The 21,838-nt window shown below is 71.3% G+C and carries 19 protein-coding genes and 1 pseudogene; 11 read left to right on the top strand and 9 right to left on the bottom strand.

The features are described 5' to 3' along the window. Positions 1 to 7 precede the first annotated feature (7 nt). The 3 genes from ABD329_RS33615 to ABD329_RS33625 are packed head-to-tail and all read right to left on the bottom strand — an operon-like array spanning position 8 to position 2,251. Positions 8 to 1,117 carry an acyl-CoA dehydrogenase family protein gene (locus ABD329_RS33615; RefSeq protein ID WP_198275520.1) on the bottom strand — a complete coding sequence of 370 codons (1,110 nt, stop codon included), beginning with the start codon at positions 1,115 to 1,117 and terminating at the stop codon, positions 8 to 10. Continuing rightward, positions 1,110 to 1,388: an acyl carrier protein gene (locus ABD329_RS33620; RefSeq protein ID WP_198275521.1), complete on the bottom strand. Its 279-nt coding sequence runs from the start codon at positions 1,386 to 1,388 to the stop codon at positions 1,110 to 1,112. Before ABD329_RS33620 ends, ABD329_RS33615 begins: the two co-directional genes overlap by 8 nt. Continuing rightward, positions 1,385 to 2,251 carry a 3-hydroxyacyl-CoA dehydrogenase family protein gene (locus ABD329_RS33625; RefSeq protein ID WP_309142621.1) on the bottom strand — a complete coding sequence of 289 codons (867 nt, stop codon included), beginning with the start codon at positions 2,249 to 2,251 and terminating at the stop codon, positions 1,385 to 1,387. Before ABD329_RS33625 ends, ABD329_RS33620 begins: the two co-directional genes overlap by 4 nt. Positions 2,252 to 2,439: 188 nt before the next feature. Between ABD329_RS33625 and ABD329_RS33630 the strand changes: the two genes are divergently transcribed. From ABD329_RS33630 to ABD329_RS33640, 3 genes are read left to right on the top strand one after another with little or no spacing between them, the layout of a single operon-like run. Then, entirely contained in the window at positions 2,440 to 3,075 is a 636-nt protein-coding gene (locus tag ABD329_RS33630; protein ID WP_198275522.1) for a hypothetical protein, read from the top strand. Positions 3,076 to 3,080: 5 nt separating this feature from the next. Continuing rightward, the gene (locus tag ABD329_RS33635; protein WP_198275523.1) at positions 3,081 to 3,947 is read left to right on the top strand and encodes a helix-turn-helix transcriptional regulator; all 867 of its coding nucleotides are present in this window, start codon (positions 3,081 to 3,083) and stop codon (positions 3,945 to 3,947) included. Between the two features lie 44 nt (positions 3,948 to 3,991). Beyond that, complete coding sequence (locus tag ABD329_RS33640; protein WP_198275524.1) at positions 3,992 to 4,975, top strand: quinone oxidoreductase family protein; 984 nt, start codon at positions 3,992 to 3,994, stop codon at positions 4,973 to 4,975. A gap of 1 nt (position 4,976) precedes the next feature. Here the strand turns inward: ABD329_RS33640 and ABD329_RS33645 are convergent, their stop codons facing one another. Together ABD329_RS33645 and ABD329_RS33650 are read right to left on the bottom strand one after the other, a co-directional pair. Beyond that, on the bottom strand, positions 4,977 to 5,615 hold the full coding sequence (locus tag ABD329_RS33645; RefSeq protein ID WP_246618200.1) for a TetR/AcrR family transcriptional regulator: 639 nt from the start codon (positions 5,613 to 5,615) through the stop codon (positions 4,977 to 4,979). Then, positions 5,612 to 6,292 (bottom strand): TetR/AcrR family transcriptional regulator, encoded by a 681-nt coding sequence (locus ABD329_RS33650; protein ID WP_198275525.1) that lies wholly within the window; start codon positions 6,290 to 6,292, stop codon positions 5,612 to 5,614. The genes ABD329_RS33645 and ABD329_RS33650 overlap by 4 nt, the downstream gene beginning before the upstream one ends. Before the next feature lie 102 nt (positions 6,293 to 6,394). Here ABD329_RS33650 and ABD329_RS33655 point away from each other — a divergent pair, with 102 nt between their 5' ends. From ABD329_RS33655 to ABD329_RS33690, 8 genes are all read left to right on the top strand, one after another. After that, positions 6,395 to 8,020: an acyl-CoA carboxylase subunit beta gene (locus ABD329_RS33655; protein ID WP_309142622.1), complete on the top strand. Its 1,626-nt coding sequence runs from the start codon at positions 6,395 to 6,397 to the stop codon at positions 8,018 to 8,020. Between the two features lie 167 nt (positions 8,021 to 8,187). After that, the gene (locus tag ABD329_RS33660) at positions 8,188 to 9,960 is read left to right on the top strand and encodes an acetyl/propionyl/methylcrotonyl-CoA carboxylase subunit alpha (RefSeq protein ID WP_198275531.1); all 1,773 of its coding nucleotides are present in this window, start codon (positions 8,188 to 8,190) and stop codon (positions 9,958 to 9,960) included. Between the two features lie 27 nt (positions 9,961 to 9,987). Continuing rightward, positions 9,988 to 10,425, top strand: coding sequence for a Zn-ribbon domain-containing OB-fold protein (locus ABD329_RS33665; protein ID WP_198275526.1), 438 nt, complete (start codon positions 9,988 to 9,990; stop codon positions 10,423 to 10,425). 138 nt (positions 10,426 to 10,563) lie between these two features. Further along, positions 10,564 to 11,535: a cyclase family protein gene (locus tag ABD329_RS33670; RefSeq protein ID WP_198275527.1), complete on the top strand. Its 972-nt coding sequence runs from the start codon at positions 10,564 to 10,566 to the stop codon at positions 11,533 to 11,535. A 67-nt stretch (positions 11,536 to 11,602) separates the two neighbouring features. Next, positions 11,603 to 14,374 (top strand): SpoIIE family protein phosphatase, encoded by a 2,772-nt coding sequence (locus ABD329_RS33675; protein WP_344317363.1) that lies wholly within the window; start codon positions 11,603 to 11,605, stop codon positions 14,372 to 14,374. 186 nt (positions 14,375 to 14,560) lie between these two features. Next, positions 14,561 to 16,096, top strand: a complete 1,536-nt coding sequence (locus ABD329_RS33680; RefSeq protein WP_198282211.1) for a sugar ABC transporter ATP-binding protein — start codon at positions 14,561 to 14,563, stop codon at positions 16,094 to 16,096. A gap of 7 nt (positions 16,097 to 16,103) precedes the next feature. Next, positions 16,104 to 17,150: an ABC transporter permease gene (locus ABD329_RS33685; RefSeq protein WP_344317364.1), complete on the top strand. Its 1,047-nt coding sequence runs from the start codon at positions 16,104 to 16,106 to the stop codon at positions 17,148 to 17,150. A gap of 1 nt (position 17,151) precedes the next feature. After that, positions 17,152 to 18,291, top strand: coding sequence for a substrate-binding domain-containing protein (locus ABD329_RS33690; protein WP_309142650.1), 1,140 nt, complete (start codon positions 17,152 to 17,154; stop codon positions 18,289 to 18,291). Positions 18,292 to 18,348: 57 nt separating this feature from the next. Here the strand turns inward: ABD329_RS33690 and ABD329_RS33695 are convergent, their stop codons facing one another. The 4 genes and pseudogenes from ABD329_RS33695 to ABD329_RS33710 form a co-directional block, all read right to left on the bottom strand. Continuing rightward, a complete protein-coding gene (locus ABD329_RS33695) occupies positions 18,349 to 19,347 on the bottom strand; it encodes a sugar phosphate isomerase/epimerase family protein (protein WP_198275916.1) in 999 nt (332 codons plus the stop codon). A gap of 23 nt (positions 19,348 to 19,370) precedes the next feature. Continuing rightward, positions 19,371 to 20,567 carry a Gfo/Idh/MocA family protein gene (locus tag ABD329_RS33700; protein ID WP_198275915.1) on the bottom strand — a complete coding sequence of 399 codons (1,197 nt, stop codon included), beginning with the start codon at positions 20,565 to 20,567 and terminating at the stop codon, positions 19,371 to 19,373. Between the two features lie 47 nt (positions 20,568 to 20,614). Continuing rightward, a complete protein-coding gene (locus tag ABD329_RS33705) occupies positions 20,615 to 21,472 on the bottom strand; it encodes a sugar phosphate isomerase/epimerase family protein (RefSeq protein ID WP_198275914.1) in 858 nt (285 codons plus the stop codon). Positions 21,473 to 21,500: 28 nt separating this feature from the next. Beyond that, a pseudogene (locus ABD329_RS33710) lies at positions 21,501 to 21,825 on the bottom strand (substrate-binding domain-containing protein); the annotation flags it as partial. Positions 21,826 to 21,838: the final 13 nt, after the last annotated feature.

The following is a 21,838-nucleotide window of genomic DNA, read 5'->3' on the forward strand; positions in this document are numbered from 1 at the left end:
CCTCGTCTCAGCTCGCTGCCATCGACACCGCGTGGTCGGCGAGGATCAGCTGGCAGATCTCCGTGCTGCCCTCGATGAGCTCCATGAGCTTCGCGTCGCGGTACGCGCGCTCCACCACATGACCCTCGTGCGCCGCGGCCGAGCCCAGGACCTGTACCGCCGTGGCGGCGCCCTGCGCGGCCTGGACCGCGCTCACCTGCTTGGCGAGGACGGTGGCGATGACCATGTCGGGAGAGCCGCTGTCCCAGCCGCGGCTGGCGTGCTCGCACACCCGGGTGGCGATCTGCTCGGCGGTCAGCAGATTCGCCAGGTGGCGGGCGACGAGCTGGTGGCGGGCGAGTGGTTCACCGAACTGCCTGCGGTCGCGGGCGTGGCGGCGGGCGGCGTCGAGACAGGCCCGCAGGATGCCCACACAGCCCCAGGCGACCGAGAGCCGCCCGTACGCCAGCGCCGTCGTCACCAGCAGCATCAGCGGCTGTCCACCGCCGAGTACCGCATCGGCGGGCAGCCGCACCTCGTCGAGGTGTACATCCGCGTGGCCCGCAGCCCGGCAGCCGGACGGCAGCGGCACCCGGCGTACGGTGACGCCCGGAGCCGAGACGGGGACCACCACGGCCGCCGCACCGGAGCCGTAGCGGCCGACGACGACGATCACATCGGCGTAGTGGGCGGCGGTGGTCCACACCTTCCGCCCACGGACGACGACCGCGTCCCCGTCGGGTTCGATGGTCGTGGTCATCGCCGACAGATCGCTGCCCGCCTCCGCCTCGCTGAACGCGACGGCGGCGAGTTGGCCACCGGCCAGCTTCGGCAGGTACATCGCGTGCTGCCGCGGACCGCCCAGGCGCTGGATGGCCCACGCGGCCATGCCCTGCGACGTCATCACGCTCCGCAGCGAGCTGCACCGGCTGCCGACATACGCCGTGAACTCGCCGTTCGCCGCGCTGGTGGCGCCGAGGCCGCCGAAGTCCGCCGGCACCCCCGCGCACAGCAGACCGCGGGCCGCCGGCGTCCGCAGCACCTCATCGGGAATCTCACCGGACCGATCCCACTCCGCGGCCCGGTCGCCGACGAGGTCGTCGACGAGCTCGCGCGCCCCGGCGAGCGGCTCAGGCATCGGCGGGCTGCCCGGCGTCGCGCAACCGCAGCACAAGGGCGGTCATGGCCGCCACGGTGCGGAAGTTGTCCCGCTTGAGGTCGTCCCCCAGGATCTGCACCGAGAACGCCTGCTCCAGGTGGACGACGAGCTCCATCGCGAACATCGACGACACCAGCCCGGAGGCGAAGAGGTCCTGGTCGGCGGGGACTTCCGCGTTCACCCGCCCCGCGACGAACCCCGTGATCCCCTGCTCGATCCCCTCGGCGGTGATGGCCTGCTCCGCGCTCATGAAAGCACCCCTTCGTAGTCATAGAACCCGCGCCCCGTCTTGCGGCCCAGATCGCCGCGGCGCACCTTCTCCCGCAGCAGGTCACAGGGGGCGAAGGCGGGATTTCCGGTCCGCTCGGCAAGCAGCCGAAGAGCGTCCGCGAGATTGTCGAGCCCGATGAGATCGGCGGTGCGCAGCGGCCCGGTCGGATGGCCGAGGCACCCCTGCATCAGCCGGTCCACGGACTCGGCGCTCGCGGTGCCCTCGGCCACGATCCTCGCCGCCTCGTTGATCATGGGGTGCAGCAGCCTGCTGGTGACGAACCCCGGCGCGTCGTGCACCACGACCGCCTTCTTCCCCAGGCGGTCGAGCAGGGAGAACACCGCGGCCACGGTGTCCTCGGCGGTCCGCGGGCCGCGGATCACCTCCACCATCTCGATGAGATAGGCCGGATTCATGAAGTGCACCCCGGCCAGCTCCGCGGGCCGCCGCACCGACTTCGCCAGCTCGTCGATGGGAATCCCCGACGTGTTGGTGATCAGCGTGGTCCCGGGGGCGACCACGCCGGAGACCTCCGCCAGCATCCGTGCCTTGAGCGAGGAGTCCTCGGTGATCGCCTCGATCACCGCGGTGGCATCCGCCGCGGCCTCGCCGGACAGCGTCGTCGTCAGCGTTCCGGTCGCCCGGGAGCCGGGGAAGGCGCCCATGAACCGCCCGTGCCGCAGCTGCTGGGCGATTTCCGCCTCAGCGGCGCGCAATACGTCGTCCGAGACGTCGACGAGGACGACGTCCACCCCACGGCCCAGTGCCAGTGCGGTGATGCCGCACCCCATTACCCCTGCGCCGAAAACGGCGATCGTGTCCGAGCGCGGATTCGCCGTCACTCTGCCTCCGTGATTCGTCCCGTTCGGTGTGCCATGACGCTAGTCCGCTGGTCGAACGCCCCGGAAGGCAACTGGTATCGATCAAGGGCATCGGCGCCAGGGATACCAGACCTATCGAGCAAACCGCCCAGCGCGCGCATACCGGGCCTCTCGGAGCGCACCCGGAGGGCTCCTCTAGGATCTTCGGCATGGCGAAGCGCGCGGTCCATCGGCGGGCCCGGAAGATCCTGGGCGAGGAGCCCGTGGCCCTGGTCTGGTGCGAGATCCACAAGCCCATTCCCACGCCGCCCAAAGAGGTGCACCGCGCCGCGGGCGGGGGACGGCTGAAGCCGGGTCACCACTGGCTGCTGTACGTCGGTGCCGTGGTGTTCTTCTTCATCGTCGTCCCGATGATGCTGCTCGACAAGCTGGGCGCCGGTCGACGTGACCGGCCGGACGCCCGCTCTTCCGGCTCCGGCCGCAGCCGCGATCGCGGACAGGGTCCGGCGAACCACGTCTTCGACGGCGACTGGAACCTGACGGCGGGCCAGCTGCTGCTGCATTGGTACGGGCACTCACCCAACCCGAAACGCCTGGTGATGCTGGCCCGCGAGCGGGTCTGTATCGCCGCGTCCCCTCGCCGTCGGCTGTCGCCCACCAAGGCCGACGACTTCCGGATCGTCGCGGAGTTCCCCCTCGATCAGGCCCGCGTCGAGGGCGAGGCGGGCCAGCCGCGCGGATTCGCCACCTTCCGGCTCCGCTTCGCCGACGGCTCCTGGCTGGAAGCAGGACGGCTGGGTGAACCCGAGGACGCGGACCACTTCCTTCGCACCATCAACGGCTGACCGCCATGGCCACCCCTGACTCGCCCCTGTCCCGCGACGAGCGGCGCACCGAGCTGCGGGAGTTTCTGCGCAGCCGCCGAGCCCGGGTGTCGCCGGCCGATGTCGGCATGCCGGCCGGCGGCCGGCGGCGCACACCGGGTCTGCGGCGCGAGGAGGTCGCGGTGCTGGCAGGCGTCGGAGTGTCCTGGTACACGTGGCTGGAGCAGGGACGCGACATCAAGGTGTCCGAGCAGGTCCTCGACGCGATCGCCCGGGCACTGCTGCTGGGCCCCGCCGAGCGTGCCCACCTCTACCGCCTGGCCGGACTCAACCCGCCGCAGACCCCCTCCGCGCCCTCGGCGGCACCCTCACCCGAGGTGCGGCGGTTGCTGGACGCCTGGTCACCGCGGCCCGGCTATGTCCGCGACCGCCACTGGAACTTCACCGCCGTCAACGACGCGGCACGCGTGGTGTTCGGCTATGGCGACAGCGACCACAATTGTCTGGTCTCCTTCTTCACCAACGTCCGCTACCGGGTGCTGCACCGGAACTGGGCCGGGACCGCGACCGATGTGGCCGCCGCCTTCCGGGCCGACGCGGCGCGCTACCCGGACGATCCGGAGTTCGGCCGCATCGCCGCCGACCTGGCCGCGGTCAGCCCCGAATTCGCCGAGCTGTGGGCGCGCCACGATGTGGCCGAGCACACCAGCGCGGTGAAGGCGGTCGATCATCCCGATGCCGGGACGATGATCTTCGATGCCACCCTGCTGCCGCTGCCCGAGCACCCCGGGCACCATCTGATCCTGCACAACCCGCGCCCCGGCACCGACACCCAGCAGCGGTTGGAGACGCTGCTGCGGCGGCACAGCCTGGTGGTGCCACACCCAGGATGAGTGAACACTGCCCGCGTCGCCGCCGTGCCCGCAGGATCGTGGACATGGACAACAGCAGCAGGCAGATGAAGGCAGTGACCATCCCCGAGTTCGGCGACGCCGAGGTGCTCCGCGTCGCCACCGTTCCCGTCCCCGAGCCCGGGCCGGGCCAGGTCGCCATCGACGTGGCGTACGCCGGCGCCAACTTCGCCGAGGTTCTCTACCGGCGCGGCGTGGTCGACGTGCCGCTTCCCTTCGTGCCCGGTATCGAGGTGTCGGGGCGGATCCGGGCGGTCGGTGAGGGCGTCGGGGACCTGACCGTCGGGCAGCCGGTGGCCGCCCTCTCGATCGTCGACGGCGGTGGCTACGCCGAGGTGGTGGTCACCTCGGCCGACCTGGTCGTGCCGCTGGACGGCCTCGGTATCGGAATGGACGTCGCCGCGGCGCTGCCGTCCAACAGCACCACCGCGTTCCTCGTGCTCGACCGGGTGGCCCGGATCGAGCCCGGAGAACGCGTTCTGGTCCATGCGGCGGCCGGCGGTGTGGGAAGCCAACTCGGCCAGGCCGCCCGCCTGCTGGGCGCGGGCCATGTGGTCGGCACCGTCGGCAGCGCGGCCAAGATCGAGACGGCCAGGCGCTTCGGCTACCACGAGGTGATCACGCGGGACCGGATCGCCGACGCGGGCGAGTTCGACGTCGTGGTCGACATGGTCGGCGGCCCGGCCCGCCGTGCCGGGCTGGACCGGCTGGCCCCGATGGGGCGCCTGGTGGTGATGGGCAACGCCTCCGGCGCCGAGGACATCGGTATTCCGGCCAACGAACTGTGGTTCACCAACAGGACCGTCTCCGGCTTCAATCTGGCCGCCTTCTCCGCCGCCTTCCCCGAGGAGACACACCGTGCTCTGCGCCGCGCGGTGGCGGCCGCGGCCACGGGAGATCTGCGGACGCGGGTCGAAACCCTGCCGCTGGAACAGGCCGCCGAGGCCCACCGCCGCATCGAGTCGGGCACGACCACGGGCAAGCTGGCGCTCGAGGTCGCGGCGCTGTGACCTACGGCCGGGAGTTCGCGGGCGTATCGCTTTCAGCCGTCGGGGCGCGGGTGCTCGACGGGAAGGCGGGCGGGCAGGCCGCGCAGCAGCGTGTCGAGGAAGAGGTCGAAGCGGGGTGAGGGGCCGTCCACGGAGACGCCCTGGTCGACCCGCCCAGCCACTGGACGACGCCGAGGCCGAAGACGTACCAGCTCTGCCGTGCCGCCTCCGGGGCGGCGCCGGCCGCGATGAACGCGGCCTCCACCCGCTCGCGCAGCCGCCCGAACGAGGCCGGGTTGTGCCGGTGCGGATGCGCGACGCGGGCGGCGTATCCGGGTACGGCCAGGAACTCGTCATGCATGGCCCATGCGAGGCGGGCCGGCCATGAGCGCCAGGTGTGCTCCGTGGGGTCGTCCGGCGGCAGGATGCGCTCGACCATGACCTCGCTGATCAGGTCGAAGAGCCCTTCGCGGTCGCGGACCCAGCGGTAGAGCGCGGAGTGCGAGACGCCGAGGCGGGTGGCGAGTTCCCGCATGGTGAGCGTGGAGAGGTCGCACCGCAGGGCGGTGGAGACGATCAGCTCACGGCTCAGCCGTGCGGGGCGCCCCCGTGCGGGGGGCGCGGTGCTCGTCGTTTGGCGGCCATCCCGACGCACGCTCAAGGGCTGTCCTCGATCAGGCGTCGCAGCGAGGGCAGCAAGGAATCGAGATCCTGGCTGGTCCGGAACGCGACGAGGGTGGTGCCGTCATCGCCCCTTCCCCCGGGGGACTGCGGCGTCGGGAAGAGAGCGAGGACCTCACGCATCGCCTCGTCGACCTCTGCGACGGGGTCGGCGGACTCGCCCCGGAGCCAGCGGCGCAATACGTGGTTGTGAGCCGCCACCACTGCCGCCGCCATGAGCTCGGCCCGAAGCGAGGCCGCCTCGGTGGGATCCCCCATCCAGTCCGCGATGAACTCGCGGAACAGCCGCTGGTAGCGCGCCACGCTGGCGATCTCCCGATCCCGCAGGGCGGAGACCTTGCTGGTGAGCGCGTACCGGCGGCGCGCGAGGTCGCCCTCGTCGATGTAGTGCAGCAGCACCAGGCGTACGGCGTCGGATACGGCGACCAGGGCGGTGCTCTCACTGGAGGTCGCCAGGCGGTCCCTGATCAGCTCCAGCAGCCGGTCATGATCGGGGAAGATGACCGCTTCCTTGGACCGGTAGTGCCGGAAGAACGTCGTACGGCCCACTCCGGCCCGTTCGGCGATGTCATCGACGGTGGTCCGCTCGTATCCGCGTTCGTCGAAGAGAACGAACGCGGCGTCCGCGAGCCGGATCCGCGCGGCTGGCTTGCTCATGACCGCTCATCCTTCCCTGTCTCAGTGCTCGGAGACCACTTGCCCCTCCGTGCGGTACTGAGTACCGTTCATAAGACATTGAGTACCACAGGAGGCTGCGGCGTGGATTCCGTTACACAGAGTGCCGAGGACGTGGTGGACATCGACATCCACACCACCGCCGGTAAGCTCGCCGATCTCCAGCGCCGTATCGAGGAGGCGACGCACGCCGGCTCCGCACGCGCCGTCGAGAAGCAGCACGCCAAGGGCAAGCTGACGGCTCGCGAGCGGATCGAGCTGCTGCTCGACGAGGGCTCCTTCGTGGAGCTCGACGAGTTCGCCCGGCACCGCTCCACCAACTTCGGCCTGGACGGCAACCGCCCCTACGGCGATGGCGTCGTCACCGGTTACGGCACGGTCGACGGCCGCCCGGTGGCCGTGTTCTCCCAGGACTTCACCGTCTTCGGCGGCGCGCTGGGCGAGGTCTACGGCCAGAAGATCGTCAAGGTGATGGACTTCGCGCTGAAGACCGGCTGCCCGATCATCGGCATCAACGACTCCGGCGGCGCCCGCATCCAGGAGGGCGTGGCCTCCCTCGGCGCCTATGGCGAGATCTTCCGCCGCAACACCCACGCGAGCGGTGTCATCCCGCAGATCAGCCTGGTCGTGGGCCCGTGCGCGGGCGGGGCGGTCTACTCCCCGGCGATCACCGACTTCACGGTCATGGTCGACCAGACCTCGCACATGTTCATCACCGGCCCGGACGTCATCAAGACCGTCACCGGTGAGGACGTCGGCTTCGAGGAGCTGGGCGGCGCCCGCACCCACAACTCCACCTCCGGCGTGGCCCATCACATGGCCGGGGACGAGAAGGACGCCATCGAGTACGTCAAGCAGCTGCTGTCGTACCTGCCGTCCAACAACCTCTCCCGGGCGCCGGTCTTCCCCGAGGAGGCGGATCTCGCCGTCACGGACCAGGACCTGGAGCTGGACGCCCTCGTGCCCGACAGCGCGAACCAGCCGTACGACATGCACAGGGTGATCGAGCACATCCTCGACGACACCGAGTTCTTCGAGACGCAGCCGCTGTTCGCGCCGAACATCGTCACCGGCTTCGGGCGGATCGAGGGCCACCCGGTGGGCATCGTGGCCAACCAGCCGATGCAGTCCGCCGGCTGCCTGGACATCAAGGCGAGCGAGAAGGGCGCGCGCTTCGTACGCACCTGCGACGCCTTCAACATCCCGGTCATCACCTTCGTCGATGTGCCGGGCTTCCTGCCGGGGGTGGGCCAGGAGCACGACGGCATCATCCGGCGCGGCGCCAAGCTGATCTACGCCTACGCGGAGGCGACGGTCCCGCTGATCACGGTGATCACCCGCAAGGCGTTCGGCGGCGCCTACGACGTCATGGGCTCCAAGCACCTGGGCGCCGACCTCAACCTCGCCTGGCCGACCGCCCAGATCGCCGTGATGGGCGCCCAGGGCGCGGTCAACATCCTGCACCGCCGCACCCTCGCCGAGGCGGAGGCGGAGGCCGAGACCGGCGGCGATGTGGAGGCGACCAGGGCGCGGCTCATCCAGGAGTACGAGGACGCCCTGCTCAACCCCTATGTCGCGGCCGAGCGCGGCTACGTCGACGCGGTGATCATGCCGTCCGAGACCCGTCGGCACATCGTGCGCGGCCTGCGTCAGCTGAGCACCAAGCGCGAGTCGCTGCCGCCCAGGAAGCACGGCAACATCCCCCTCTAGTCCGGACCGCTCCTACTGGTCCCGTCTGACGAGCAGACCCCGACTCATGGAGAAGACAGCATGAACGACCTGTTGGAACGAGCGGAGCATCCCGGCGCCATCGCGGCACCGCCCGCGCGTGTGGTGCACCGGCTGACCGCGGCAGGGAACGAGCCGGAGTCGGCATGCTGACGAAGGTGCTGATCGCCAACCGTGGCGAAATCGCCGTCCGTGTGGCCCGGGCCTGCCGGGACGCCGGGATCGTGAGCGTTGCCGTCTACGCGGATCCGGACCGGGAGGCTCCGCACGTCCGCGCCGCGGACGAGGCGTTCGCGCTGGGCGGTGACACCCCGGCGACCAGCTACCTGGTGATCGACAAGATCCTGCACGCGGCACGCGAGTCCGGCGCGGACGCCATCCACCCCGGATACGGCTTCCTCTCCGAGAACGCCGAGTTCGCGCAGGCGGTCTTGGACGCCGGTCTGATCTGGATCGGCCCGCCGCCGCGGGCCATCCGCGACCTGGGCGACAAGGTCGCCGCCCGGCGCATCGCCCAGCGCGCCGGTGCCCCGCTGGTGGCCGGGACCCCCGACCCGGTGAGCGGGGCCGAGGAGGTGGTGGCCTTCGCCGAGGAGCACGGTCTCCCGATCGCCATCAAGGCGGCCTTCGGCGGCGGCGGCCGCGGTCTGAAGGTCGCCCGCACCCTCGAAGAGGTCCCCGAGCTGTACGACTCCGCCGTCCGCGAGGCGGTGGCCGCGTTCGGCCGTGGCGAGTGCTTCGTCGAGCGCTACCTGGACAAGCCCCGCCATGTCGAGACCCAGTGCCTGGCCGACACCCACGGCAACGTGGTCGTGGTCTCCACCCGTGACTGCTCCCTCCAGCGCCGCCACCAGAAGCTGGTCGAGGAGGCCCCGGCGCCGTTCCTGTCCGAGGAGCAGGTCGCGCAGCTGTACTCCGCCTCCAAGGCCATCCTCAAGGAGGCCGGTTACGTCGGCGCCGGCACGGTGGAGTTCCTGGTCGGCCTCGACGGCACGATCTCCTTCCTGGAGGTCAACACCCGGCTCCAGGTGGAGCACCCGGTCACCGAGGAGGTCACCGGCATCGACCTGGTGCGCGAGATGTTCCGCATCGCCGACGGCGAGGAACTCGGCTACGACGACCCCGAACCGCGCGGCCACTCCTTCGAGTTCCGCATCAACGGCGAGGACCCGGGCCGCAACTTCCTGCCCGCCCCGGGCACGGTCACCACGTTCGCCCCGCCGTCCGGCCCGGGCGTGCGCCTGGACGCGGGGGTGGAGTCGGGCAGCGTGATCGGCCCCGCGTGGGACTCGCTGCTGGCCAAGCTGATCGTCACCGGCGCCACCCGCGCGCAAGCCCTGGAGCGCGCGGCCCGCGCCCTGGCCGAGTTCCGGGTCGAGGGCATGGCGACCGCCATCCCGTTCCACCGCGCGGTGGTCAGGGACCCGGCGTTCGCCCCCGAACTGACCGGCTCCACCGAGCCGTTCACGGTCCACACCCGCTGGATCGAGACCGAGTTCGCAGGCGAGATCAAGCCCTTCGCCGCTCCCGCGGACGCGGAGACGGACGAGGAGCCGGGCCGCGAGACGGTGGTCGTCGAGGTCGGCGGCAAGCGCCTGGAGGTCTCCCTGCCGTCCTCGCTGGCCATGTCGCCGTCCCGCACCGGCCACGCCGCGGGCGCCCGCCCCAAGCGGCGCGCGGCCAGGAAGTCCGGCCCGGTCGCCTCGGGTGACGCCCTCGCGTCCCCGATGCAGGGCACGGTCGTCAAGGTCGCCGTCGAGGAGGGCCAGGAGGTCAAGGAGGGAGACCTGGTCGTCGTCCTGGAGGCGATGAAGATGGAGCAGCCGCTGAACGCGCACAAGTCCGGCACCGTCAAGGGCCTGGCCGCCGAGATCGGCGCCTCCCTCACCTCCGGCGCCGTGATCTGCGAAATCAAGGATTGACGAACGCATCAGCCAGGAGAATTCGCCATGTCCCATACAGTGATCGAAACCGCAGCCAACGGCCCCTTCGAAGGGGACGGCGTCTCGCCCGCCGCACCGCGGATCGACGCGGACCAGCGCGGCGGCCCCATCCCGGCAGGGGGGATCTGGGACGGGGTGCTGTACTTCCAGCGCTGCCGCTGGTGCCGTACCGCGGTCTTCCGCCGTCTGCTGTGCCCTGTCTGCGGCTCCACCGACATGACCGAGGAACGCAGTGACGGCATCGGCGTCATCCACCACGTCACCGTTGTCGGCCGCAGCGCGGGCAGGCCCCGCGCCATGGCCATCATCGACATGCACGAAGGGTTCCGCCTCCGCGCCAGGGTCAGTGCCGTGCCGCTGGCCAGGGCGTGTGTCGGAGCCCAGGTACGGCTCGGGTTCGGGCCGCAGCCGCAGGAGATCGCCTTTCAGCTCTGCGACGCATAGCGGGACCCGCGCTCGCCTGGCCCCGTGGCCACGCCCCACCTTCGCGGCCGCTCTCCGTACAGTCCGATGGCCGACTAAAATTTTGATCACGCAGTCGCCCCGCTGACGTCGCTCCGGACCCCACAGGGGTGAGTACGGATGACCGGTAGCCCTGGTGATGATCAAAACCCCATGACGCCGACCGGTGCGGGCAACGGCCCCGCCGTCTCCCACCGCCAGTTCGACGCGCTCTTCGAGGCGGTCCGTACGTGGGGCCGCTGGGATCCGGCCGACCGGGGCGCCTGGAACCGGGTGACCCCGGGCCATGTACAGCGGGCCACCGCCCGGGTGCGGTCCGGGACGGTCGTTCCGCTGGGCCTGCCCTGGAACACGCGGTCCGCACCGGACAACCGCGGGCCCGCCCTGCACCACATGACGGACCTCGGCGATGTGGAGGCCCCGGAGCCCTCCGTCCACAAGGACTTCATCGCCGTCGACTACCACGGCAAGGGCGTCACCCACCTCGATGCCCTGTGCCACATCGCCTATCGGGGGCAGCTCTACGGCGGGTGGACGGCACGCGAGGCCATCGACGCGTCGGGCGCCCACCACGGCGCGGTCACCGCACTCGGACCCCTGGTCACGAAGGGTGTGCTGCTCGACCTCCCCGCCGTCCGGGGATCCGCCTGGCTGGAACCGGGGCAGGCGGTCCACGCCGAGGACATCGCCGCGGCCGAGGAGGCGTTGGGTGTGAGGATCGGCGACGCCGACGCGGTGCTGCTGCGCTCCGGGCGCTTCCGCCGCCGTGCGGAACTCGGCGCCTGGGACGCCGACGCGGCGAGCGCGGGGCTGCATGTGGACGCCGTACCGCTGCTGGCCGAGCGCGGTATCGCGCTGCTCGGCGGCGACGGTGACAGCGACGTACGTCCCTCGCCGGTCGAGGGGGTGCACTCTCCCGTCCATACGCTCGCCCTGGCCGCGATGGGGGTGCCGTTGCTGGACAACCTCGATCTCGAAGCGCTCTCCGCCGCCACCGCCGAGGCGGGCCGCTATGAGTTCCTCCTGGTCGTGGCGGCTCTGAACATTCCGGGTGGGACCGGCTCGCCGGTCAACCCGGTCGCGGTTCTGTGACCTGCCGCCTTCTGTACCGCGCTATTGTCGAAAAGGGGATATTTTGGACTCATGGTCCGGGAGAGGCGTGATCCAGCGCGGCGCGGAACCGATTCTGGTGGGGCTCGCGAGAAGTGACATCGGGCCCGCATATCCGCGTGAGCGGTTCCTGGAGGGGGAGGCGGTCCAGGGCGGCGTCCAGGGAGGCGTGCGCAACCTCATTCTGAATTCCTGGCAGCGCTGCCGCTCCCTGGGGCTGCCGCTGGGCGGAATGGAACTGCCCTACCGGGAGGACGTCGACCCGGAGAGCAGGCTGGTCCGGGCGGCCGCTCCGGTGCTCGACCGGCTGCGGGCCCGGTTCCTGGGCAGCCAGATGAACATCTCGCTCGCCGACGGAAGCGGGATGGTGCTCCTGCGCCGCTTCGGAGATGAGGCGTGGGCCAGAACCCTCCCGGATATCCAGCGGGTACCGGGTTTCGTTTTCGCCGAGCGGTTCGCCGGTACCAACGGCATCGGCCTCGCGCTCGTGGAGAGGCAACTCATCCAGGTCTACGGCGCCGAGCACTTCGCCGAGCGCGGCCAGGCGAACGGCTGTCGCGCCATACCCGTTCACGACCCGTTCAGCGGGCGCGTCGAAGGCATCCTGTGCCTCGGCTATCCGCGCGACGCCTCGCACCCCGCGCTGGACGAGGTGGTGCGCAAGGCGGCTCAGGCCATCGAATGGCGGCTGCTGGAGGAGAGTTCGGCGCGAGAGCGCGCCCTGTTGCGCGCATACCTGGGGGCGGACCGGGTGCGGATGGGGGAGCCGCCGGGAGGCGGGCAGGCCATCGGGGTGGACGCGCTCGTCGAGCGGCTGCACCACCATGACCGGATGGTGATCAAGGAGAAGGCCGCCGAACTGCTCTCCCGCGCACAGCGGGCGGCCACCGCCGTCTCCCTGTCCGACGGACGGCGGGTCACCCTGATCAGCCGCCCCACGACGAGCGCGTCCGGAGTGGAGGGCATCGCCGTCGAGGCCGTCTTCCACGACCGCGCACCGCGACAGCCGCTCACCCTCCCGCGCCGTCCCGACATCCCTCGCCCCGCCGTGCCGGGCCGGGGCGCTCCGGCCGCCGAGCGGGCGAGCGGCACGGCCGGTACCACGGACGACCAGGCCACCAGAGGGCTGGTACTGGTGGGCGAGCCGGAGGTGGGGAAGTACGCCCTGGCCGCGCGACGCCGCATGGAGCTGCTGTCCGAGGCCAGCGCGCGCATCGGCACCACCTTGGATGTGCGCCGCACCGCCCAGGAACTCGCCGAGACGGCCGTACCGCAGCTGGCGGACTTCGTCACGATCGACCTGCCCGACGCCGTACTGCGCGGCGAGGAGCCTCCCGACCTCCGGAACGACCTGCGCCGTGCGGTGGTGCACGGCATCCACGACGACTGCCCCTTCTACCCGGTCGCCAAGCGGATCGACTTCCATCCGACCACCCCTCAGCTGCGGTGCGTGAACACCGGGATGGCGATCCTGGAGGAGGACCTGGAGACCGCGGCCGGCTGGCTCGCCCAGGACCCCGAGCACACCGAGCGGCTGCTGGCCCACGTCCGTTCCCTCATCGCCGTACCCCTGATCGCACGCGGCGTCGTCCTGGGCATCGCCAGCTTCTACCGCTCGCTCGACCCCGTGCCCTTCGGCGACGACGACCGTTCACTGGCCCAGGAACTGGCGACCCGCGCCGCGCTCTCCATGGACAACGCCCGGCGCTACACCCGCGAGCACAACATGGTCCTGGCCCTCCAGCGCAGCCTGCTTCCCCAGGGCGTGCCCGACCAGAACGCCGCCGAGGTGGCCCATCGCTATCTGCCCGCCGAGTCGCGGGTGGGCGGGGACTGGTACGACGTCATCGCGCTGCCCGGCACCCGCTTCGGCCTCGTCGTCGGCGATGTCGCCGGTCATGGCCTGCACTCGGCCGCCACCATGGGGCGGCTGCGCACCGCCGCACGCAGCTTCGCCGAACTCGACTTCCCCCCGGACGAGGTCCTCACCCACCTGGACAACCTCGTGGTACGCCTCGACCGGGAGGAGCGCGGCGACGGATTCGGCATCATCGGCGCGACCTGCCTGTACGCCGTCTACGACCCCACTTCGCAGCGGTGCACCATGGCCCGCGCGGGCCACCCGCCACCGGCGCTGGTCAGCCCCGACGGCAGCGTGTCCTTTCCCGACCTGCCCGCCGGCCCCCCGCTCGGCCTGGGCGGACTTCCCTTCGAAACCGCCGAGATCGAGGCCCCCGAGAACAGTCAGCTGGTCCTCTACACCGACGGACTCATCGAGGACCGGCACCGCGACATCGACGTGGCCCTCGACCAGCTCCGCGATGCCCTGGCCCACCCGGAGCGCACGCCCGAGGACACCTGCCAGGCGGTCCTGGACGCCGTGGCCCCCGCCCACCCCGGCGACGACATCGCCTTGCTCGTCGCCCGCACCCACGCCCTCGCCCCCCACCAGATCGCCACCTGGGATCTGCCCGCAGATCCGGCCGTCGTCTCCGAGGTCCGTGCCGCCGCCGCCCGACGGCTCACCGAGTGGGGTCTGGAAGAGGCCTCGTTCGTGGTGGAGCTGGTGCTCAGCGAGCTGGTCGCCAATGCCATCCGCCACGGCACCGGGCCCCTGCGGGTGCGGCTGCTCCATGACCGCACCCTGATCTGCGAGGTCTCGGACACCAGCAGCACCGCACCGCATCTGCGCCGGGCCGCCACCACCGACGAGGGCGGCCGTGGGCTGTTCCTCGTCGCGCAACTGGCCCAGGCGTGGGGGACGCGCCACACCCCGGACGGCAAGGTCATCTGGGCCGAGTGCACCCTCGGCCCACCCTGAGCGGCCGGTCCAGGACCGACGGCCCGGCACCGGACAGACAGCCGAACGCCCCGCCGATCAAGCTCCTGATCAACTGATCCGTTGGAGTAACAGAGCCCCGGAAGACCGCCGGATTCCGGAGATATGCCGGTCGGTCCCGCTATTGTCGTGGGTGAGTTCGCGACAGTTCGCCAGGCCGACCCGGAGATGTCCGTGCATGACGCCACCTCGGTGAACGCATCCCCGGCCGCCCGACCGGACCCCCTCGTCCGCATCCGGGGTCTCAGCAAGCGGTTCGGCGGGACCCTCGCGCTGGACCGCGTCGACCTCGACCTCCACGGCGGCAGTGTGCTCGCGCTCCTCGGCCCCAACGGCGCCGGAAAGTCCACCCTCATCAAGGTGCTCGCGGGCGTTCATCCGGCCGACGGGGGAGAGGTGACGGTGGCCGGGCACCCCCTGGGCACCGAGGCCGCCGCTTCGAGCATGTCCTTCACCCACCAGGACCTCGGCCTCGTGGAATGGATGACGGTCGCCGAGAACATCGCCCTGGCCACCGGGTATCCACGCCGCGGCGGGCTGATCTCCTGGCGGCGGACCACGGAGCGCGGCACGGAGGTCCTGCGGACCGTCGCCGGGCAGCTCCCGGCCGACGCCAGGATCGCCGACCTCGCCCCCGCCGAGCGTTCCCTGGTCGCCGTCGCCCGTGCCCTCGCCACGAACGCCCGGCTCATCGTGTTGGACGAGCCGACCGCCGGCCTCCCCGCCGCGGACTGCGCCCGGCTCTTCGACGTCCTGCACACCCTGCGCGACCGGGGGCACGGCATTCTCTATGTCACCCATCGCCTGGACGAGGTGTACGAGGTCGCCGACGCCTTCGCGGTGCTGCGCGACGGCCGCCTGGTCAGCCGGGGCCCGCTGGCGGACCACGGCCCCGCCCGGCTGGTGCGGGACATCGTCGGCGACCAGCCGACCGGCTACCGGCCCGGCACCGCCTCCGCCGGCGGCCCGGCCGTGCTGACCCTCGACGGCGTCCGGACGGCACACACCGGACCCGTCGACCTCGAACTGCGCGCCGGGGAGATCCTCGGTCTGGTGGGCCTCACCGGCGCCGGGCACAGGGAACTCGGCCGCGCCCTCGCCGGCGCCCGGCCCATCCGCGACGGGCGGGCCCTGCTCGACGGCCGGCCGTACCACCCCCGTACCGTCGCCGCCGCCGTTCGCTCCGGAGTCGGCCTGGTGACCGGCAACCGAATGGAGGAGGGCTGCGCCGCCGAACTGACCGTACGGGAGAACCTCCTGGCCAACCCCCGTGCGGGCGGTCTGCCCGCACTGCGCCGGCTCAGCCCCCGCCGCGAGCGTGCCGAGGCCGCCGCCCTGATCGAACGGTTCGCGGTGCGCCCCCGCGACACCGAGGCCCCGATCGCCACCCTGTCCGGAGGCAACCAGCAGAAGGTCATGCTCGGCCGGTGGCTCCGGGTGGACCTGCGGCTGCTGATTCTCGAGGAGCCGACCGCGAGCGTGGACATCGGGGCCAAGGCCGCGATCTACCGCCTCCTCGACCAGGCGCTGGCCACCGGCCTCGCGGTACTGCTCATCTCCACCGACGCCGAGGAGGTCGCGGGCGTGTGCCGACGCGCCCTGGTGTTCGTCCGGGGCGCCGTGACGGCCGAGCTGAGCGGCTCGTCGCTCACCGCCGAGGGACTCACCCGGGCCGTCTCGGCGACGCCGGACCCCCGGACATGAGGGACCGATGACGAGCCCTCCTCCGCCACGGTCCCGGACGGGCCCACTCGGCAGACCGGGCCGGGGGCGCGGCCGGGGCCGGGCGGGCGGGCATCTGATCGGCACCTACGGCCTGCTCGCCCTCACCGCCCTGCTGTTCCTGATCTTCTCCGTGACCCTGCCGCGCACCTTTCCCACCCTGGACACCATCTCCTCGATCCTGACCACCCAGTCGATCCCGGCCATGCTCGCGCTCGGTGTCACGGTCCCCATCGCGACCGGCAATTTCGACCTCTCCATCGGCTACGGGCTCGGCCTGGCTCATGTCCTGGTGATGCGGCTCATCGTGAACGAGGGGTGGCCCTGGCCGTTCGCCTGCCTCGTGGTGATCGCCGGATCCACCGTCGTCGGCGTGGTCAACGGTGTCATCGCGGAGTTCGGCCGGATCGACTCCTTCATCGCCACGCTCGGCACCGGCAGCATGCTGTACGCCTGCACCGGCTGGATCACCGGCGGCGGCAGGATCGTTCCCGGCCCGCAGGGGCTGCCGGCCGCCTTCACCGACCTCTACGACTCCACCTTCCTCGGACTTCCGGTGCCCGCCTTCTACGTACTCGCCCTCGCGGTCGCCCTCTGGCTCCTGCTCGAGCGGCTGCCACTCGGCCGGTACCTGTACGTCATCGGCTCCAACCCGCGCGCCGCCGACCTCGTCGGCATCCCCACCCGTACCTACACCGTCTGCGCCTTCGCGGTATCGGGGCTGGTCGTCGGCTGTGCCGGGGTGCTGCTCGCGGCCCAGCAGCAGATCGGCAACCCGAGCGTCGGCATCGACTACCTGCTCCCCGCCTTCGCCGGGGCGCTGCTCGGCTCCACCGCGATCAAACCCGGCCGCCCGAACGCCCTGGGCACCCTCGTCGCGGTGGCGGTCCTCGCCATCGGGCTCGCCGGTATCGGCCAGCTCGGCGCCCAGTTCTGGGCCACCCCGCTGTTCAACGGCGGCACGCTGCTCATCGTCGTCGGCCTGGCCGGCTACTCCGCCCGCCGCCGGCTGCGCACCGGGGTCGGAGAAGCCTGACGTGCGCCGCGACCGCGCCATCCCGCTCACGGCCGTCGTGCTGCTCGCGGCGACCGCCCTCACCGGCTGCGAACGCGGCTCATCGGCCGGTCCCGGAGAGTCCACCGCGGGCCCGAGCGGCTGCCCCGCGGCCCAGACCAGGGCCGAGGCCGCCGTCAAGCGGGCCGAGCGTACCGATGTCCCCTGGAGCGGCCCGACCGGTGGCCCCACGGCGACGCGCGGCAAGACCATCGCCTATGTGGCGCAGACCATGACCAACCCGGGCGTCGCGGGCGTCGCGCAGGGCGTGCGGGAGGCGGCGAGGGTCATGGGCTGGAAGGTGCGGGTGATCGACGGCGGGGGCACCCCCGTGGGCATCCAGGCGGCACTGAGCGAGGCGATCACCCTCGAGCCCTCGGGCATCGTCATCGGCGGCTTCGACCCCAGGGCGACCTCCCGGCAGGTCGCCCGGGCCAACGCCGCGGACATCCCGGTCATCGGCTGGCACGCGGTCGGTTCCCCCGGCCCCAGCAAGCGCCCCGAGCTCTTCACCAACATCACCACCGAGGTCGAGGAGGTGGCCGGGGCCAGCGCGGACTGGGTGATCGCACGGTCCGACGGCCATGCCCGGGTCGTGGTGTTCACCGACGACTCGATCCCCTTCGCCAGGAACAAGGCCCAGCTGATCAGAAAGGGGCTGGCCAGGTGCCGGGGCGTACGGCTGCTGGCCTACGCGAACATTCCGATCCCGGACGCCGGCAGCCGCACCCCTCAGGAGGTCTCCTCCCTCCTCTCGCGCTTCCCGACCGCATGGGACTACTCCATCGCCATCAACGACCTGTACTTCGCGGACGCCGCCCCCGCCCTCCGGGCGGCCGGCAAGCGGGGCACCGGCCCGCCCTTCAACATCGGCGCGGGCGACGGCGACCCCTCCGCCTTCCAGCGCGTCAACAGCGGGCAGTACCAGGCGGCCACCGTTCCCGAACCGCTGTCCCAGCAGGGCTGGCAGGTGATCGACGAGTTCAACCGGGCCTTCTCCGGCCGGGCCCCCAGCGGGTACGTCGCCCCCGTCCACATCGTCACGGCCGCCAACAGCGGAGGTGCCACGAGCTGGAACCCGCCGGGCTATCGACGGGCGTACCGCGAGATCTGGGGCAAGTGACGCGCGAGGCCCCGCTTCCGCCGGCCATGCGGAAGCGGGCCCACGGGTGCGGGTGGATCAGAGGGCTTCGGCGGCGCTACGGAGGTTCTTGGCGGCCAGCGCCAGCCCCTCGGTCTGGGAGTAGGCGGCGTCCTCGTGCTCGATGTTGACGGCCATGTCGGGGTTCACCTCGGCGAGGGCGCGCAGGAACTCCGTCCAGAAGGGGACGTCGTTGCCGAGGCCGACGGCGACGAACTTCCACGCCGGGTTCTCGGGCCAGGCGTTGCACCAGAAGCCGTAGCCCGTGGGGACCTTGCCGGGGGCGTCGGCGGGGACACGGGTGAAGGACGTGTCCAGGACGCCGCGGATGTCGGCGCCGGGGCAGAGCGTGGCGTCCTTCGCGGCGGCGTGGAAGACCAGTGGGCCGAGCCACTTGACGGCGGCGACGATGTCCATGCCCTGCCACATCAGATGGGAGGGGTCCATCTCGGCGCCGACGTTGGTCGCGCCGGTCTCGTCGACGAGCCGCTTCAGGGTGACCGGGGAGAAGACGACGTTGTGCGGGTGCATCTCGATGGCGACCCGGACGTCGTTCTCCCGGGCGAGCGCGTCGATCCCCTTCCAGAACTCGACGGCCACGCCCCACTGGTAGTCCAGGACGTCCATGTAGACGCCGTCCCAGGGATTGACGACCCAGGAGGGGTACTTGGCGTCGGGGTCGGAGCCCGGGGTGCCGGACATGGTGACCACGTGCTCGACGCCGAGCAGGCCCGCGAGGCGGATGGTGCGGCGCAGGTCGTCGGCGTGTTTCGGGCCGACACCGGGGAGCGGGTTGAGCGGATTGCCGTTGCAGTTGAGGCCGGTCAGTTCCATCCCCCGGTCGGCGAAGGCCGACAGATACTCCTCGCGTGCGGTGGCCGAGGACAGCAGCAGGTCGACCGGGCAGTGCGGGGAGGGGATGAAACCGCCAGTGTTGACCTCGACCGAGGTCAGACCGTTCTCCTTGAGGATGTCCAGGGCCTCGGAGAGGGGGCGGTCGTGCAGACAGGCGGTGTAGGCGCCGAGCTTGAGGGCCATGGGTACTACTCCCTACGGGTGGTTCAGACGGCGGGCGGGACGTCGACGGCGGTGCCGCCCTGACCCGAGGACTCGACGACGGCCTGGATGATCTCCATCGTCCGCAGGGCGCCGGCGAACGTGGCGCAGGACGGCAGCGGTTCGGCCACCCCCGCGACCTGGTCGAGGAAGGACCGGGCCTGGTAGGTGAACATCTCGGCGTTGCCGCCGCCCACGCCCGGCGCCTCCATCGGGTAACCGCCCTTGAAGTAGGGCAGGTTCGGGCCGGCGATGATCTGCCGGGCGCCGCTCGGGCGGGCGTCGGGCTGGGCGCCGTCGAAGAGGTACTCGGCCGGGCGGTGCTGGTCGAACGCGGCCCGGCCGCCCACGCCCAGGACGTCGAAGGAGAGCCCGTTGGGCAGGCCGAAGGCGGTGCGCGAGACCGAGAAGGTGCCGACCAGACCGGACTCGAAGCGGGCGGTGAAGGACGCGGTGTCCTCGTTCTCGACCGCGCCGAGCTCGTCCGAGACCGGCGCGGCGTTATGGCCGACGACCGCGCCCAGCGGCAGGGGCCGCTTGGGGATCTGCGTCGACAGCGTGGCACCGGACACCGCGGTGATGGGGCCCGCGATGTACTCGGCGGTGTCGATCACATGCGCACCGACGTCCCCGAGCGCACCGGAACCGGGCCCGCCCTTGAACCGCCAGCTCAGCGGCCCCTTCGGGTCGGTCGCGTAGTCGCACCAGTACCGGCCGCTGAACAGCGTCAGATCGCCCAGTTCATCGCGTAGGACATGATCGCGGATCGCGGCGATGGCGGGTGAGCGGCGGAAGGTGTACCCGACGGCGGTCACCACATCGGCGCCGCGCTCCAACTCGGCCATCGCACGGGCGTCCTCGAGCGTTCCCGCCAGTGGCTTCTCGCACAGCACATGCTTGCCCGCCGCGACCAGCGCCTCGGCGATCGGACGGTGCAGATCGTTTCCCACGACGATGCTGACGGCGTCGATCGTCGGGTCCTCGGCAACGGCCTCCCAGCTCGGCAGCGCCTTCTCATAGCCGTAGCGGCGGGCGGCGTCCTCGCCCAGCGCGATGTTGGCGTCGGCTATCGCGGCCAGCCGGATCGGCGGCAGACCCGCGTCGAAGACGGTGTTGACGTTGCGATAGCCGGCGGCATGGGCGCGGCCGGCCATCCCGGCTCCGATCACCGCGACGGAGAGGGGTCGGGCGGACGTGGTCATGGCGGATGCCTTTCGATCTGGGTGTGGGGCGATGGGAGCGCGGCCGGTCAGGAATGGGCGGCCAGATATTCGTCGATCTTCTTCCGCATGAAGGCGGAGGACTCCCTGGCCCGTTCCTCCCAGGCGAAGACGCAGGCGGTCAGGGTGGAGTCGAAGCCGTGTGCGCGCAGTTCGCGGAAGAGCTCGTCGAAGTCCACCTCGCCCTGGCCGATGTCGAGGTGCTGATGGATCCGGGCCGGGGTGCCGGGCGGGTTGAGGATGTAGCGGTTGCCCGAGGACGCGGTGTGGTCGAAGGCGTCCGCGAGGTGGACATGGGTGAGGAGGTCGCCCGCGTACTCGATGATGCCGGGCGCGTCGTCGCCGATGTGGAAGGTGTGCGGGGCGCAGTAGAGGAAGCCGACGTGGGAGTGGTTGATGCCCCGGATCAGGTTGATCGCGTCATAGCCGTTCTCGATGAAGTCGTCCGGGTGGGGTTCCAGCGCGAGCTTGATGCCCTCGCGCTCGAACACCGGGAGCAGTTCCTCCATCGAGCGCCAGAACTGCGCCTCGCTGCGGTCCGGGTCCTCGGGGCGTCCGTTGAACTCCGAGATCATGCTGTCCACTCCGAGGTCCGCACAGATCTGGATCGAGCGCTTCCAGTACCGGACCGCGGCCTGTCGTGCGTCCTCGTCCGGGCCGGACCAGCGGAACAGGGGCAGCAGGGAGGAGACGCCCACTCCGGCCGCGTCCAGCGCCTTGCGGAACTTCCGCACCGTGGCGTCGTCGACACGGGGGTGGCGGAAGAAGGGGATGAAGTCCTCCCGGGGGGAGAGTTCGATCCACTCGTAGCCCAACTCGGCTACCACCGAGGGAAGTTCGAGGAGCGGAACGTCGCGGATCATAAACGGGTCGAGGGCGATCTTCATGGGGAATCCCTTCGGGCGGGGAGAACATGGTGGCGACCTTCGCCTTGCCGCCGCCCTCGGACACGGCCTGTACCGCGGTGAGCGCGATGGGGGCGGCGAGCGTGACCACCTCGTCGATGGAGCCGTCCTGCTTGAGCTTGGCGTTGATCGTCGGCGAGGGTGACGGCGATGCCGTCGACCTTCTGGTTGATCGCGTTCCGCACCAGGTCGGCCTGGTCGCCCGCGTTCTCGTCGCCGGAGTAGATGAGCTTGACGTTGTCCTTGGCGGCGGCTGTCTGGGCGCCCTCGCGGACGGTGTCCCAGAAGGTGTCACCGGCGGGCGCGTGGGTGGGGGCCGGGGGAGAGATACGCGGCTCATGCTGCGTG

It is taken from the genome of Streptomyces javensis, assembly GCF_039525925.1.
Taxonomy (GTDB): Bacteria; Actinomycetota; Actinomycetes; order Streptomycetales; family Streptomycetaceae; genus Streptomyces; species Streptomyces asiaticus.

Excerpts from the sequence above, each read along its gene's own strand:
- ABD329_RS33615 (WP_198275520.1), bottom strand. The coding sequence starts at position 1,117 with ATGCCTGAGCCGCTCGCCGGGGCGCGCGAGCTCGTCGACGACCTCGTC.
- ABD329_RS33620 (WP_198275521.1), bottom strand. The coding sequence starts at position 1,388 with ATGAGCGCGGAGCAGGCCATCACCGCCGAGGGGATCGAGCAGGGGATC.
- ABD329_RS33630 (WP_198275522.1), top strand. The coding sequence starts at position 2,440 with ATGGCGAAGCGCGCGGTCCATCGGCGGGCCCGGAAGATCCTGGGCGAG.
- ABD329_RS33635 (WP_198275523.1), top strand. The coding sequence starts at position 3,081 with ATGGCCACCCCTGACTCGCCCCTGTCCCGCGACGAGCGGCGCACCGAG.
- ABD329_RS33640 (WP_198275524.1), top strand. The coding sequence starts at position 3,992 with ATGGACAACAGCAGCAGGCAGATGAAGGCAGTGACCATCCCCGAGTTC.
- ABD329_RS33650 (WP_198275525.1), bottom strand. The coding sequence starts at position 6,292 with ATGAGCAAGCCAGCCGCGCGGATCCGGCTCGCGGACGCCGCGTTCGTT.
- ABD329_RS33665 (WP_198275526.1), top strand. The coding sequence starts at position 9,988 with ATGTCCCATACAGTGATCGAAACCGCAGCCAACGGCCCCTTCGAAGGG.
- ABD329_RS33670 (WP_198275527.1), top strand. The coding sequence starts at position 10,564 with ATGACCGGTAGCCCTGGTGATGATCAAAACCCCATGACGCCGACCGGT.
- ABD329_RS33680 (WP_198282211.1), top strand. The coding sequence starts at position 14,561 with ATGTCCGTGCATGACGCCACCTCGGTGAACGCATCCCCGGCCGCCCGA.
- ABD329_RS33685 (WP_344317364.1), top strand. The coding sequence starts at position 16,104 with ATGACGAGCCCTCCTCCGCCACGGTCCCGGACGGGCCCACTCGGCAGA.
- ABD329_RS33695 (WP_198275916.1), bottom strand. The coding sequence starts at position 19,347 with ATGGCCCTCAAGCTCGGCGCCTACACCGCCTGTCTGCACGACCGCCCC.
- ABD329_RS33700 (WP_198275915.1), bottom strand. The coding sequence starts at position 20,567 with ATGACCACGTCCGCCCGACCCCTCTCCGTCGCGGTGATCGGAGCCGGG.
- ABD329_RS33705 (WP_198275914.1), bottom strand. The coding sequence starts at position 21,472 with ATGAAGATCGCCCTCGACCCGTTTATGATCCGCGACGTTCCGCTCCTC.